Annotated in this window: 9 protein-coding genes; 1 reads left to right on the top strand and 8 read right to left on the bottom strand. The window is 58.7% G+C overall.

Annotated elements, in window-relative coordinates; genetic code table 11:
* Positions 1 to 30: 30 nt before the first annotated feature.
* The 8 genes from ACYX4K_RS04095 to ACYX4K_RS04060 all read right to left on the bottom strand — a co-directional run bounded on the left by ACYX4K_RS04095 (position 31) and on the right by ACYX4K_RS04060 (position 13,302).
* A complete protein-coding gene (locus tag ACYX4K_RS04095; RefSeq protein WP_475093382.1) occupies positions 31 to 1,263 on the bottom strand; it encodes an MFS transporter in 1,233 nt (410 codons plus the stop codon).
* A gap of 66 nt (positions 1,264 to 1,329) precedes the next feature.
* Positions 1,330 to 4,470, bottom strand: a complete 3,141-nt coding sequence (locus ACYX4K_RS04090) for an efflux RND transporter permease subunit (protein ID WP_475093383.1) — start codon at positions 4,468 to 4,470, stop codon at positions 1,330 to 1,332.
* 4 nt (positions 4,471 to 4,474) lie between these two features.
* Positions 4,475 to 5,545, bottom strand: a complete 1,071-nt coding sequence (locus ACYX4K_RS04085) for an efflux RND transporter periplasmic adaptor subunit (RefSeq protein WP_475093384.1) — start codon at positions 5,543 to 5,545, stop codon at positions 4,475 to 4,477.
* Between the two features lie 241 nt (positions 5,546 to 5,786).
* Positions 5,787 to 7,007, bottom strand: a complete 1,221-nt coding sequence (locus ACYX4K_RS04080) for an ABC transporter permease (protein WP_475093385.1) — start codon at positions 7,005 to 7,007, stop codon at positions 5,787 to 5,789.
* Positions 6,994 to 7,725: an ABC transporter ATP-binding protein gene (locus tag ACYX4K_RS04075; RefSeq protein WP_475093386.1), complete on the bottom strand. Its 732-nt coding sequence runs from the start codon at positions 7,723 to 7,725 to the stop codon at positions 6,994 to 6,996. The genes ACYX4K_RS04080 and ACYX4K_RS04075 overlap by 14 nt, the downstream gene beginning before the upstream one ends.
* Positions 7,722 to 9,224: an efflux RND transporter periplasmic adaptor subunit gene (locus tag ACYX4K_RS04070; protein ID WP_476178767.1), complete on the bottom strand. Its 1,503-nt coding sequence runs from the start codon at positions 9,222 to 9,224 to the stop codon at positions 7,722 to 7,724. The genes ACYX4K_RS04075 and ACYX4K_RS04070 overlap by 4 nt, the downstream gene beginning before the upstream one ends.
* A 15-nt stretch (positions 9,225 to 9,239) precedes the next feature.
* The gene (locus tag ACYX4K_RS04065) at positions 9,240 to 10,571 is read right to left on the bottom strand and encodes an efflux transporter outer membrane subunit (RefSeq protein WP_476178766.1); all 1,332 of its coding nucleotides are present in this window, start codon (positions 10,569 to 10,571) and stop codon (positions 9,240 to 9,242) included.
* 322 nt (positions 10,572 to 10,893) lie between these two features.
* The gene (locus ACYX4K_RS04060) at positions 10,894 to 13,302 is read right to left on the bottom strand and encodes a TonB-dependent receptor domain-containing protein (protein ID WP_475093389.1); all 2,409 of its coding nucleotides are present in this window, start codon (positions 13,300 to 13,302) and stop codon (positions 10,894 to 10,896) included.
* Positions 13,303 to 13,569: 267 nt separating this feature from the next.
* Between ACYX4K_RS04060 and ACYX4K_RS04055 the strand changes: the two genes are divergently transcribed.
* Positions 13,570 to 14,745 carry an efflux RND transporter periplasmic adaptor subunit gene (locus tag ACYX4K_RS04055; RefSeq protein WP_475093390.1) on the top strand — a complete coding sequence of 392 codons (1,176 nt, stop codon included), beginning with the start codon at positions 13,570 to 13,572 and terminating at the stop codon, positions 14,743 to 14,745.
* Position 14,746 lies beyond the last annotated feature (1 nt).

The following is a 14,746-nucleotide window of genomic DNA, read 5'->3' as shown; positions in this document are numbered from 1 at the left end:
CGACGGACAGAGTGGCGCCCTTTCCTAGAGTCAAGGCGCAGCAGATGTGCGCTTCAGGCCGCGGCCGCCCAGTGGGAAAAAGCGGCTGCGCCACATCACGCCAATACAGATCAGTGTGCACAACACGCCACTAATTATTGCGACTGCCGGGAGGCCTGTTACCTGCGCCAGTGCACCGAGGATCGACGCTCCCAGCGCCGGGCCCGCCACGGTAATCATCCCCCAGATACTGACCACACGACCGCGAAATGCGCTATCGAGATCCGCCTGCAGTGCTGCCTGCATGCCAATACTGGCAAGGGTAGACATGGCGGCGATGCCAAAAATGCTGAGTGCGGCCAGCAAAAACAGACTGGAGAAACCAAGCAGTGTCACAAACAGTCCCTGCAGTGCACAGCCCACAGAAATGAAAGTCACCAGGGTGCTGCGCTTGGTCGTTCCGGACAACAGTACCCCCGCCACAATGCCGCCGGCACCGGCCACCGCCATCAATGTCGCGAGCCCGCTGCTGCCGCGCTCGAAGACACCACCGGCGAACGCCGGCAACAGCTCCAGAACACCGCGACCAAAGGCGGCAATGGCCACCGAGAGCACAAACAGCTCAAGAAACTTCGGCACGCTTTGGATGTAGCGCAAGCCTTCCAACAACTGGAAAAGGACTCCTCCGCCCGTACTACTGCGCGCGGTGGGGCGGATGTGCACCACCAGCAATGAAAACAAGGTACCGAGAAAGGTCAGGGTATTGATCAGAAAGGTACCGCCGACACCGATGGTACTGATGGAAATACCACCCAGTGCCGGCCCCACCACGCGGGTGACATTGAACACTACGGCATTGAGGCTGATAGCCTGGGTCAGGTATTCCCGCGGGGCGATATCGTGAATCAGTGTCAGCCGGATCGGCTGATAGGCGGCGTTGCCAATACCCAGTAATATGCAACAGGCGAGCAGTGCGTGAATAGTGAGGAAACCCAGGGCGTGGGTAACAAAGAGCCCGGTATTGAACAGGATCTGCACCAGCAGGCAGGCGATGGCGTAGCGGCGGCGATCCATGCGATCGATCAGCACACCGAACAGCGGCGCGATAAATACCAGAGGCAGGTACTGGGCGAGCACAATAAAGCCCACCCAGCTTGAGGATTCCGTCAGCTCCCACGACAGCCAGCCGATGGCGGTGCGCTGCATCCAGGTACCAATCCAGGAGACAGTATTCCCACCCAGGTACAGCGCGTAATTGCGGTCTTTCAGAACCTCAAAGGCCATGGGATTGCTTTAATTCCTGACAGAAACTCGAAGCATACCGAATTTCCGCCACAAGCGAGCCCGAAATCACCCCTTCAGCGCATCTTCAAGCTCTGTATCCAGCAAACTGCTTTCCACCGATCGCGCTTTGTGGAATCGGCCGAGGCCGAGGTACACCACCGGTGTGAGATACAGGGTAAACAGCGCAGCCAACCCCAGGCCACCAAACATTACCCAGCCAATGGCGGAGCGCGCTTCCGCGCCGGGGCCGCTACTTAAAATCAGCGGTAAACCACCCAGCACGGTGGAGAGCATGGTCATGGCGATGGGGCGCAGGCGCACCCGCGCCGCTTCGGTTACGGCGTCATAGACACTGTGGCCTTTGTCCCGCAACTGATCGGCAAATTCCACTAACAGAATGCCGTTCTTGGCCATCAACCCGATCAGCATCACCAATCCAATCTGCGAGAAAATATTGATGGTGGTGCCGGTAAAAAACAGCGCATACACCGCCGCGGCCAACCCGAAGGGCACGGTGACCATCACAATCACCGCACTGCTCACGCCTTCAAACTGCGCACACAGCACCAGGAATACCACCAGTGCGGCAATGGCGTAGGTCATGGCCACTTCACGGGAACTTTCTTCCAGAGAATCCGCTTCACCGAGAAACGCGAGGCCGATATCTTCCGGCAGAATCTCGTCCGCCAGTTTCTGGATATCTTCCACCGCGCTTGCCAGGGGGTACCCCGGCTCCAGACCCGCATCAATCTCAATGGCACGGCGCTGGCCCTGGCGGTCCAGTTCGGCAGCGACACTTTCTTCCCGCAGTTTCACCATACTGGAAAGTGGCAGCAGGTCACCGCGTTCACTTTTCACGTAGAGATTGACCAGGTCTTCCGGTGAGGAAACGGTGGTGTTGGAGGTTTCCAGCATGATGGGCACCGCCTGATCGCCCACATTCAGGTCCACCACGTCGAGGCCATCCACGACGGTGCGCAACGTGGTCGCGATACTGTCCAGAGGCACACCGAGATCCGCTGCGCGGCGACGATCAATTTCGATGGAGAGCTGTGGCTGCGTGGGACGGTAGCTGATTTCCGGGCGACCGAAATGCGGCAGCCGATCTTCCATGGCGCGGGCCAGGTCTCTGGATGCCTGATAAATGCGCCCGTAATCATTCCCCAGCAGTGCCACTTCAATACCGCCGCCACCGCCGCGAATCGACAGGCTATTGGGGCTGCCCACACGGATACGGGCACCGGGGATTGCCTCCAGTGGGCCCTGGATTTCCCGCTTGATATCCTGCTGCGAAACCGTCCGATTATCCCAGTCCGCCAGTGGCAAAGTAATCTGTGCACGGTTGGGATCCCACTGACCGATCTTGGTCATGATGTCGGTGATATCGCCACGCTCCACCAGTGGCCGCACCACATCCTCGATATGTTCCGCCTGACGGGCAATATAGTTCTGCCCCACCCCATCCGGGCCGGTGGCATTCACGTAGAGAATGCCGCGGTCTTCCGATGGCAATAGCTCTTTGCCGATCACCGTGTACAGGCCACCGGCGCCCACTGCGAGCAACATGGCTACCGCAAAACTGATCCAGCCGCGGCGCAGGCAGGCTTCCAGACTGCGCTGATAAATGTTCGCTAGGCGTTCACCCAGTGCCGCAATCCGCGGGTAGATTTGATTGCCGCCCCGGGACTGCTCGTTGCGGGTGACCCGCGCGGTGAGCATCGGCACCAGTGTCAGCGCCACAATGGATGACAGCGCAACGGCTGTCGCCAGTACCATGCCGAATTCCCGGAACATGCGCCCGGCGGTACTGGGCAATAAAGCGATAGGAATAAATACGCTCACCAGAACCGCAGTGGTGGCCAGCACCGCAAAAATGACCTGGCGCGTGCCGAGCACTGCCGCCGCCCGCGCGCCCATTCCCATTCCACGTAGCCGCTGAATATTTTCCAGCACCACGATCGCATCATCCACCACCAGACCGGTGGCCAGCACAATGGCCAGCAGGGTCAGGATGTTGATGGAGAACCCCATCATCCAGATGCCCGCCAGCGTACCGATCAATGCGATGGGAATGGCGGTACTGGGAACGAGGGTGGTGCGGATATTGCCGAAAAACAGCCAAATGGCGGCGATTACAATCAGCACCGTGTAGAACAGGCTGGTGACCACTTCCTTCACCGAGCCCTTGATAAATACGGCGCGGTCTTCGGTAACGGTGATGGAAAGATTGTTGAAGCGCTTGTTCAGGGACGCAACTTTGCGATGCACCGCATCACTGATTTCGATGGTATTACTCTGGGCCTGGCGCACCACCCCCAGACCAATCACCGGGCGATCATTCAAATACACCAGTGACTGCACATCTTCCGGCCCAAACGAAACGTGGGCCACATCGCCGATACGGATATCGCCGCGGACAGTGGTTTCACGCACCTGCTCTTCGGTCACCGTGGACGCGTCGGTGCGCACCAGTAATTGCTGGTCCACGGAATTGAAACTGCCGGAGGGCACATCCAGCGGCGCGTTGCGCAGTACGTCTGCCACGTCGCTCACCGAAAGGCCAAAGCTTGTCAGGCGCAACGGATCCAACACTACCCGCAGTACCCGCTGGCGCTGTCCGGAGATGGGCACGTCCGCCACGCCGTTAATGGAAATCAGCTCGGGAACGATGTCTTTTTCGATGATATAGGTCAGCGCTTCATCGCGCAGGGTGTCGCTGGTGACCGCCAGTTGCACTACTGGCTCCGGCTGATCGGCGGCCTTGACGACCGTCAGCTGCTCCACATCACTGGGCAGGTTGCGCTCCGCCTGACTGACTGCTTCGCGCACGTCGGCGGCCGCGGTATCCAGATCCACATTGGAATTGAATTCGATATGGATGCGGAAGCTGTTTTCCTCACTGGAAGATTCAATCTGGCGAATGCCGGAAACCCGCGCCACCGCGCCTTCCACAATACTGGTGACTTCGGAATCCAGGGTTTCCGGCGAGGCGCCGGGCAAGGTGCCGCGCACAGAAACGATGGGCACATCCACATCCGGCAGCTCGCGCACTTCCACCGCGCTGAATGCGGCAATACCGGCAATGGCAATCAACAGATTCAGCACCAGCACCAACACCGGGCGGCGAATGGCAAGGGAGGCCAGATCATTGCCGGTGTGGTTCGACGAGTTGGTGAGTTCTTGTGAGGGCGTGTTTTGATCGCGCATGGTGTTAAAGCCCCGCGATATTGGTAACGCGCAACCCTTCGCGCATGCGCTGGGTACCTTCGGTCACTACCTGCATACCCTCCGGCAGATCGGACTCCACCAGAATGGCGCCGGGTACCCGCTGCACGATGGTGGCGGGAATGCGCGTGACTTTTTCGCCGTCCACACCCCACACAAACGCACCGTCATTGCCCCACTGCAGGGCCACTTCCGGAATCAGCGGATAGCGTCCGGCTTCCAGATCCAGGGATACGCGGAAGCTCATCCCCGGGCGCAACAGGTCGCGGACGTTCTCCACCAGGGCGCGGGCCGCAAAGGTACGGGTCTCTGGATTGACGCGGCTGTCGATTTCTACCAGTTGGCCGGTGTGAGCCGCGCTGCCGTTGGACCAGGTGGCAACAGCGATCCCCTGCCCCTGTTGGATCTGGCCGAGAAACAGTTCCGGCACCTGAAACGTCACCAGCAACTTGCTGCGATCATCGATGGTGGTGATTGCGGTGGCGGTATCTACACGGGAGCCTGGATCGATATTGCTGATACCCAGGTAACCGTCAAAAGGCGCCTCGATACTGCGGTAATCCAACGCTACTTTTGCCCGGTCGAGATTGAGTCGCGCGCGCTCAACCGCACTCTGCGCATCGTCCAGTACACTCTCGGTTACGGTGCCGGAGCCGCGGGTGCGCTGGTAGCGATTGTGCAGGCGCTTGGCATCTTCCAGTTCCACACGGGCAATTTGTACCGCGAGACGCTGGTCGCGATCGTCCAGGCGCACAATGGTCTGCCCGGCCTTTACCTTGTCACCGGCCGCAAAGTTCACTTCCACAACCTCGCCGCTAACTTCCGGGTGCACTGTGACACTCTTGAGCGCGCGCGACGTACCCATCGCCTCAATGCGCACCTTGCGAGCCTGCCACTCCACCACCTCAGTCACTACCGGCTGCGCTGCGGGCGCCGCATTACCGGAAGTCTGCCGAGGCTCGTCGGGGTTGCACCCGACCAGAACAGAGGTAGTCAGCAACGCAGCGGCTACGCCCAGCGAACGACAAACGCGGCAGGGCAGAAAGGAAGAAGGCATTGAGCAGGCACCTGTTTTTAAAATCGTTATCTGAGACCGCTAAATAAGGTCGCTAAATGAGATCACTCAACTAGAGAGTCAGCGGCCACAGATCTATAGAAAGGCTTAATCTGGCTTATTAAATAAATTTATACGACTGGCACTGTTAGCACTGTCGTACAGGCGTCCAAGACTACCCGCACTTTATTGCCGTTTCCATTTCTGTGGCGGTTTTCCACCGCCACCTGTATGACCAGTTGCCTTATTCGTGTCTCAGTGCATCAATAGGATCCAGTTGCGCTGCCCGCTTGGCCGGCATATAGCCAAACAGCACACCAATACCGGCGGAGAACACAAAGGAAATCAGATTGATGGCCACATCAAACTGGTAGGGCAACCCCATCAGCGCGGAAAGCACCACAGACGCCAGCGTGGCGAGAATGATCCCCAGCAGCCCGCCGAGTGCCGCCAGCACCACCGCCTCGATCAGAAACTGCAGCAACACCTCCCGCTCCAGTGCGCCAATGGCCAGCCGAATACCAATCTCCCGGGTGCGTTCGGTCACCGACACCAGCATGATGTTCATAATGCCGATACCACCCACCAGCAGGCTCACGGAGGCTACCGCAGCCAACAGACCGGTGAGCACCTGGGTGGTACCGGAAAGCGCATCGGCAATCTGGCGGGTATCGAGCACATTGAAATCGTCGTCTTCTCCAGGCGACAGCCGCCGACGCTCGCGCATCAACTGGGTGACCTCGTCTTTCACCTGATCGATCTGTTCTGCACTCACCACGGAGACCAGAATGGTGTCGATATTGCGACGGCTACCCGCAAGGCGGCGCTGCACCGCGCCCAGGGGCATAATCACCTTGTCGTCCTGGTCCCCCATGGGCGCCTGCCCCTTGGTTTTCAGCACACCGATGATTTCGCAGGAAAAGTTTTTCACCCGCAGAATATCGCCCACCGGAGTCGCGGCGTCACCAAACAGTTCGTTGCGGATAGTGGAACCGATCACACACACAGTAGATCCCATCTGCGCCTCTTCCTCACTGAAAAAGCGCCCCGTATCCAGCTCCCAGTTGGCCGCAGTAAAATATTCGGTATTGCTGCCGACAACTTCCGTGGACCAGTTGTTCGAATAGGCCACAACGGTGGTATTCACTTCCAGCTCTGGTGCCACCGCAGCTACACCGGAAACGTAGGATCGAATTGCGTCGATGTCGTCCAGTTTGAACGGTGGCGGCCCAACAGAACCGGCACTACCGGGAGGGCCGCGGCGGAATCGGCTCTGGCGCAGCATCAGCAGATTACTGCCGAGTTTTTCCACCTGTTCACGCACGGATTCCGTGGCGCCATTGCCCAGGGTCACCATAGTGATAACCGCCGAAACCCCGATCACGATGCCGAGCACGGTGAGGAAGGAGCGCAGGATATTGCGGCGCACTTCGCGCACCGCCAGCAGCAGACTACTCCACAACATTGGCGTGCTCCCCAGTTTTTCGCGCGCGTGATTCCTGCGTTTCGTCACGGGCCACACGGCCATCGACAAAGTGCACCATACGGCGCGCGTAGGCTGCCATTTCTTCCTCGTGGGTCACCATCAATACGGTGATGCCACTGTCGCGGTTCAGGGAAACCAGCAGTTCCATGATTTCGTGGCTGCGGGATGTATCCAGGTTGCCGGTGGGTTCGTCCGCGAGCAGTAAAGTGGGGTTGGTGACGATGGCGCGGGCAATGGCCACTCGCTGTTGCTGGCCACCGGAAAGCTCGGCCGGGGTGTGGTGCTCCCACCCCGCAAGCCCAACCTGAGCCAGGGCACGTTTGGCGGCAGCTGCGCGTACATCTGCTGGTTCACCGCGATACAGCAATGGCAATTCAACATTTTCCTGGGCGGAGGTGCGGGCCAGCAAATTGAATCCCTGGAAAACAAACCCGAGAAAATGTCGGCGCAACAGGGCGCGCTCATTGCGCGACAGGGATTCCACCTGCACATCGCGGAAGCGATAGCCACCGGTGGTGGGAATATCCAGGCAACCGATAATATTCATCACGGTAGATTTACCGGAACCACTGGGCCCCATTACCGCAACAAAATCGCCCTCTTCCACTTTCAGATCCACACCGCGCAGCGCCTGAAATGCGGCACTGCCCTGGCCATAACTTTTGGTGACCCCGGAAAATTCCAGCAGCGCACTCATCCGCGCGCTCCCGTCATTCCGGTGATCACCTCGACGCCCTCTTCCAGGCGGCCGCCGATAATTTCGGTGTAGCGGCCATCGCTGATACCGGTACGTACACGCACGGATTTCAGTTCGCCGTTTTCCATAACCCACACGCGCTGTGGCCCGCGATTGGGCATCGCCGGGGAGGAATTACCCTGATTGCGATTGCGCGGACCGCGGAAACCACGCTGAGGGCCGGAAATCAACTGGGAAAACATGCCACCGGGGGCATCGTTCTGACGATTTTCTCGACCCGCAGCGCGCTCGGGGCGCGGGCCCATTCCATCTCGGGCTCCGGGGCCCATACCTTCGCGGCGTGGGCGCTCACCATTTTCGCCCCGTCGTTCACCACCTTCACCACGCGCTGGCATTTCCGGCATCAATTCCGCCGGTGGGGTAAAACGCAGTGCGATATTGGGGACGAGCAAAACGTCCTCGCGGGATTCTGTGGTAATCGTGGCGGTGGCGGTCATACCCGGGCGCAGGGTTTGATCCGGGTTCTCCACGGACAGCAGGGTGGAATAAGACACCACGTTATCGACGATACTGGAACCGAGGCTCACCCGGGTCACCGCAGCGGGATATTCCCGACCGGGCCAGGCATCAACGGAAAACCGCGCATTCAACCCCTTGGACATCTGGCCGATATCCGCCTCGTCCACGCTGACTTCCAGTTCCATTTTTGACAGATCTTCCGCGAGGGTGAACAGAACCGGCGCGGAGAGAGAAGCCGCTACCGTCTGCCCCGGCTCCACTACGCGGGACAGCACTACGCCATCCACCGGGGAGACAATAATGGCCTTGGCCAGATTGGTTTCCGCCGATGCCAGATCCGCAGAAGCGGAATCCACATTGGCTTCGGCAACCGCATAGTCGGCGCGGGCGCGGCGGTCCATGGCCTGGGCGGCCTCCAGTTCCGCGCGCGATGGCAGGCGACCATTGGTGGCTTCCTTCAGATCCTGCAGGCGCTTCAAATTTTGCGCGGCTTCAATCTGCGAGGCCTCGGCCTGCTGCAGGCGCGCCTTGGAAGACGTCAGTGCCGCAGAGCTTTTGCGCACCTGATCCTGCCACTGCACAGTGATCAGGCGGGCAAGCTCCTGGCCTTTTTTCACATGATCGTTGTAGTCCACGGAAACGGTTTCCACGGTACCGGAAACTTCCGTGCCGATATCCACCTGATTGACCGGCTGCAGATTACCGGTAGCGGTTACGGAAACTTCCAGATTGCCACGGCCAATGGTTGCGGTGCTGAACTGCGGCGCGTCGCCCGCACCAAAGAAACTGCTCCACCCCCAGTAGGCCAATGCGGCCGCACCGACGACACCCAGTCCGATTTTACTGCGACGAGAAAAACTCGCGGCCTTCCCTCCCGACCCTCCCGATTTCAGCCCCGTAAAAAATCCGCGTTTATTGGCAGACTGTGCCAGCATTTCCTGAACCGACTGGTGACGATCACTCATTGATTGATTCTCCATATCTTTATTCTCGTATTACCAGCTGCCGCCGAGCGCGCGGTACAGATTGATTGCGGCCAGAGAGTTGGCTGCCCGTGCACGCAACAGCGTTTCCTCGGCGCTTAACACCTGGCGCTGGCTGTCGAGCACCGTCTGAAAATTCACCGCACCGGCCTGATAACGGGTAAAGGCCAAGTCCAGGGTATCCCGGGCCATGACCAGATTTTCTGAGAGCTGCGGGATTCGCTGTTCGCTGCTGGCCATATCCACCTGGGCATCCGCCACTTCCCCGAGGGCCGCCAGCAGTGTTTTGCGATATTGATTCATGGCCTGCTCGTGCTGTGCATCGCGCACCTTGACCTGCTCCTTCAGGCGACCACCGTTAAACAGGGGCACACTGATGGAACCGAGCAGTGAACGGGCAAGACTTGCGGAGTCGAACAGGTCGGCGGCATCCAGGCTGCTGAAATTCAACGCGCCACCGAGGCGAAAACTGGGATAGCGATCTGCCTCTGCGGCATCCCGGCGATGACCTGCGGCAGCCACTGCATGCTCAGCCGCGCGCAGATCCGGGCGGCGACGCACCAGATCCGCATCGATTGCCTGGTTCCCGTGCAGGTCCGCCATATAGGGCACGCCGGTGACCTTGTGCAAACGTGCAGTGAGGGCATCCGGTTCTTCGCCCGCGAGCAGTGCCAAACTATGCATGGACTGGCTGACCGCCTTTTGCTGTTCCGGTATCTGCGCCAGCAACTGCCCTACGCTCAATTTGACCTGGGTCAATTCCAGCTCGCTGTCGAGCCCGACGTTATAGCGCGCTTCAATCAGCTCCGCAGTTTCCTGCTGGGCGGCGAGGTTGCGGGCGAGAATATCGGCCTGGGCCTGGGCCTGACGCAGGTTGATGTAGTTGATGGCCACTTCTGCGGCGAGGGAAATCTGCACATCCTGCAGATTGGCGGTGCTCGCTGCCAGATCGGCTTCCGCGGCGCGCAGGCTGTCGCGGTTGCCACCGAAAATATCCAGCTCCCAGCCCGCATCCACACCGGCACCGTAGCTGCTGCGCTCGTCGTTGCGGGATGCCGAAGAACTACCGCCCACATCCGGCTTTAGCGCGGCACCGGTAATCACCGCCTGGGAGCGGGAGACTCGCAGGGCGGCCTGGGCGCTTTGCAGATCCGGATTGGCGGCAAGCGCCTGGCCAATCAGGTCGACCATAAGCGGGTCGTCGAACTGCTGCCACCAGTCGGCAGTGGCGATATCGCCCTGCACTGTCGCATCAGTGGCCACCGGAACCTCAGCCGAAGGGGGGGATTCGGCAAATACCGGGGTGGCGGATAAGGTTGCTGCCGCGGCCATTGCAAATAGCAAGGTGGCTGTCGTCCGTTGACGGTGTGGAATGTTGCGCACGGTGATAATTGGGTTCTTATCAAAAGGAGTTAAGGAGACATACATAGAGCACTGTGTAGAGCGCTATATAGAGAGATACATGATGGCCGAGTTATCCGTAAAGAAGGGTTAACTCGATGTAAATTACGTTAAAAGTTTCGCTGCAACCGCTGCCGAATCGCCCATAAAAAAGGCCGGCGGTTCATAACAACCGCCAGCCTTTGGCTGATTCCTATCCCCACTAGAGAGTTCGGAAATCTTTATTGCTTCAGCAACGTCCGCAGCGGGACGTCATCCGGCACAATCAGAAGGATACGTTTACGCCCACCCAGAAGCTGCGCGCTTTGTCCTTCACATTGTAGTCATCGGTAAATACCACTTCACTAACCGCACCGCGACCGGATGCATAGGTGTACACGCCGTCGCCATCGAGGTCGGTATAGGAAGTGCTGTAAGAGGTGAAGTCCTCATCCAGCAGGTTGTTGATGCGACCATTGACCGAGACGTACTCGTTAATCTGCAACTGTGCACCCAGATTCAATACCTCGTAGTTTTCAAAGTACAGGGGCTTGTCGAGCACATTGTCCCAGCTGCGGTAGCGGTCGGAGCGCAATTCGGCCTGCAGATACACAGAGAGATCTCCCGTCGCCTGCCAATCCAGGGTGGCGTTGGCCATATGCTCTGCGGTGTTGGTAAGCGGCTGACCTTCTTCCGGACCACTTAATTGCTCACTGTCAGTCCAGGTATAGTTGGCGCGCAAAGACCAGTCTGCCGCCAGAGATACCTGCCCGGCCAGTTCCAGACCGCGAATTTCCACCTCATCCACATTGATTTTCTGGCTGTAGGACTCGTACCCCAGAGAGTCATATTCACCCAGATTCACACAGGGGCGAACACCACCGGTGCGCTCACAGCTGAAGATGGTGTCACCGCGGGCGATCTTGTCTTCGAAGTCTGTCTGAAACAGGGTCGCGTTGAAGTTGTGCGCGCCGGACGGTGCCGTCCAGTAAACCGCGATCTCACTATTGACGCTGGTTTCCGGCTTGAGATCCGGGTTACCTGCAAACGGCGAAGTACCCTGGCCGCCAAAACCGGTGATACCGTCGTAGAGATCGGTGGTTTGCGGGGTTTTGTAACCGGTGCTCACACCACCTTTTACGGTCCAGCTGTCGGTCAGGGAGTAAACGCTGTAAAGACGCGGGGAAACCTGGCTTCCGAAAGTGTCGTGGTCGTCGTAGCGAATACCGGCAGTTACCGTCATATCGCCAACCGGCGTCCAGTTGTCCTCAACAAACAGCGAGTACATTTGCTGCTCCTGAACACCACCAGCCGCATTGTCTTCCATGCCGAAGACATCGTCTTCCAGCTCACCGTCGATGACCTGGCCACCAATCACTAGCATGTGCTCACCCAGCATATTGCTGAGGGGAACATCCACACGCGCATCCAGAGTGTACTGGCTGCTGGCGAGTGTACGCTGCGGGCGCGGCAGGAATGTGGCTTCCGCCAGTGCCTTGCGCGCATCTTCATCCATGCCGGCGTATTCACCGGTGCCGTCGTACATTTCCTGAAGCTCCAGGCGCTCGGCCACGGTGAACGGCAGGGTGCGGCCTTCGTTATTGGTGTCAACAAAGCTCAGGGAAACACTGCTGGTGGCAAAGCCCCACTCACCCTCGTGGCTCAGAGACCACCAGTCGCGGGTAAATACCTGATCCGCGGCGTAGCCGGTGCGCGGCTGGACCTGTCCGCGGCTGTCCCGCCATACGGACTCAATATTGTCTTTGGTTCCCAGCGGGTAGCTGATCTCACCGGTATTGATATCGAAAGTCGGAGTGTTGTCGTAGGACTGCTCGGAGGTGTCGTAGTCGAAGCGCACAAACTGGTTGTCGCTGGCAGTCCAGGACAAGCTGAAGCCGTATTGCTCGCTAGTGCTGTCAACCGTACGGCCACCGCTACCGAAGCCCATGGAGCGCACGTGCACATCGCCATTCGGGTCAACGGCGGGCTGGAACTCGGGGCTGGAAGCCATCTGCTCGTACACGCTTCCGTGCAGACCCAAGGTCAGAACGCCGGGAACGATTGGCCCGATCACATCGAAATCGGTAGTGATGTCGTCACCAAAATCATCGTTGGTCTGCAGACTACGACCATAGGTCATGCCGCCGCCCCACTCATCGGAGTGGCGCTTGGTGATCACATTGATTACGCCACCAAGTGCGTCTGCACCATAAAGGGTGGACGCAGGACCGCGAATCACTTCGATGCGCTCAATGGTGTCTTGAGGGGGAATATGGTTGAACTGGTTACCGCCAAAGTTATTCGGGTAGATATCGCCGTGGTTGTTCTGGCGCTTGCCGTCGATCAGAACCAGGGTGTACTCGCCGGTGAGGCCACGCATGCTGATAGAGCCCTGGCCGGTCTTGTCCCGCGTGCTGCCGATATCCACACCTTCCTGGTATTTGACCGCATCCAGAAGATTTGTGAATTGACGTGTTTTCAGATCGTCGGCGCTGATTACCGAGATACTGGCGGGCGCATCGGTTATTTTCTGTTCAAAACCGGTGGCGGTGACTACCACAGTTTCCATGCTGGCGTCGGTAGCCGACTCCGTCGAAAGCGTCTCCTCGGCATGCGCTACCGCCACCACCTGACTCGCCACAACAGCGGTCGCCAATAAATTCCATTTAAAACCCTGGCTCTTGATGCCCTTCATCCTTTCAAACCCCTTTTCTAATCATCCTTCACGTCGCTGCCAAGTCAGCCTTCGCCCCCCTGTCATCGACCACCCCGTAAAACATGATGAACATGCTGTAAACTTGATGCGTAATGATAATGATTATCAGGTGCCCGTCAATAACTATATGAGAAAGTTCCCCACGCTGGCGAAATTTTTTTCTACCCTCCTGCATCCATCTCGGTACACCACCCCGTCCATCTGGCAACCCTCCCGAAAACTACGCAACAAAACTGCGAAAAAACAATGAACAAGAAACCATTGAAAGTGATGGCACCGGTACTCGTCTTGGCTGCGGCATTTGGCGCAGTGCAATGGATGTCTGCGGCAAAACCGCAACCGGAGAAAAAAGAAGAAGAGCAGCGCCTGGTATCGCTGGTAACGTCACAGGCCCGTGCGGAGCCGGTGCAGCTGCAAGTCACTACACAGGGGGAGGTGCGCGCGCACACCTCGATTGAACTGACCCCGCAAATTTCTGGACGAATTACTGCCATCGCCGACAGCTTCGCGGAAGGTGCGGGTTTTCAGGCCGGTGAAACCCTGATTCAGCTGGACGATGCCGATTTCCAACTGGATGTTGCACAGGCAAAAGCCCGCGTTGCACAGGCCGAAGTACTTTTATTACAAGCGGAAGCCGCCGCGGCAATCAAACGCAAGCAGTGGCTCGCCCTGAACCCCAATAAAGAACCTACACCACTACAGGTAAACGAACCCCAGGTCTTGGAGGCAGAAGCAAATCTGCGTGCCGCCAGGGCCGAACTGGCCGACGCGGAACTCAACCTTGCTCGCACCAAAATCCGCCTGCCCTATCGCGGCCGCGTGGTGAACCGTGCGGTAGGTGTTGGCCAGTACGTGACGGCCGGCACAACGCTTGGCCGCGTGTTTGCCACCGATCGTGTCGAAGTACGACTTCCACTGACCGACAGCCAGTTGCTGGAGCTCGATCTCCCCCTGGGTTTTGTCGCCAGCAAAAAGACATCGGGCCCGGAAGTCACGCTTTCTGCACTGGTAGGTAACCGTCAACAGCAATGGCAAGGTCGTATCGTGCGTACCCAGGCCAGTATCGACCCGCAGACCCGCCTGATATATGCGGTCGCTGAAGTGAATGATCCTTATGGCAAAGGCGCCAGCAATGGCGTACCGCTGGCTGTAGGCCTGTTCGTTACCGCACAGGCCGAATCCACTGCGCAACAGAACGCCATCGTCGTTCCCCGCGAGGCCCTGCGCAGTGCCGACAAGGTATACGTGGTGGATGACGACAACCGCCTGGATATCCGTACGGTAGAGGTGCTGTCCACTGCCGACAATCGCGTGGTACTTGCCGCCGGTGTGACCGATGGCGAGCGCGTGGTGACCTCCACCGTCGCCAATCCGGTGGACGGCATGGAAGTGCAGCCCATCACCCACCTGGCCCGCCGTTAAG

This window comes from Microbulbifer sp. ABF4_107 (assembly GCF_056312215.1).
Note: the sequence above shows the minus strand (reverse complement) of the source record. Positions and strands in the feature narration are given on the sequence as shown.

Bases quoted from the DNA above. Each gene is read 5' to 3' on its own strand.
- ACYX4K_RS04075 (WP_475093386.1), bottom strand. From the start codon at position 7,725: ATGAGTGCGCTGCTGGAATTTTCCGGGGTCACCAAAAGTTATGGCCAG.
- ACYX4K_RS04080 (WP_475093385.1), bottom strand. From the start codon at position 7,007: ATGTTGTGGAGTAGTCTGCTGCTGGCGGTGCGCGAAGTGCGCCGCAAT.
- ACYX4K_RS04070 (WP_476178767.1), bottom strand. From the start codon at position 9,224: ATGGAGAATCAATCAATGAGTGATCGTCACCAGTCGGTTCAGGAAATG.
- ACYX4K_RS04055 (WP_475093390.1), top strand. From the start codon at position 13,570: ATGAACAAGAAACCATTGAAAGTGATGGCACCGGTACTCGTCTTGGCT.
- ACYX4K_RS04060 (WP_475093389.1), bottom strand. From the start codon at position 13,302: ATGAAGGGCATCAAGAGCCAGGGTTTTAAATGGAATTTATTGGCGACC.
- ACYX4K_RS04095 (WP_475093382.1), bottom strand. From the start codon at position 1,263: ATGGCCTTTGAGGTTCTGAAAGACCGCAATTACGCGCTGTACCTGGGT.
- ACYX4K_RS04090 (WP_475093383.1), bottom strand. From the start codon at position 4,470: ATGCGCGATCAAAACACGCCCTCACAAGAACTCACCAACTCGTCGAAC.
- ACYX4K_RS04085 (WP_475093384.1), bottom strand. From the start codon at position 5,545: ATGCCTTCTTCCTTTCTGCCCTGCCGCGTTTGTCGTTCGCTGGGCGTA.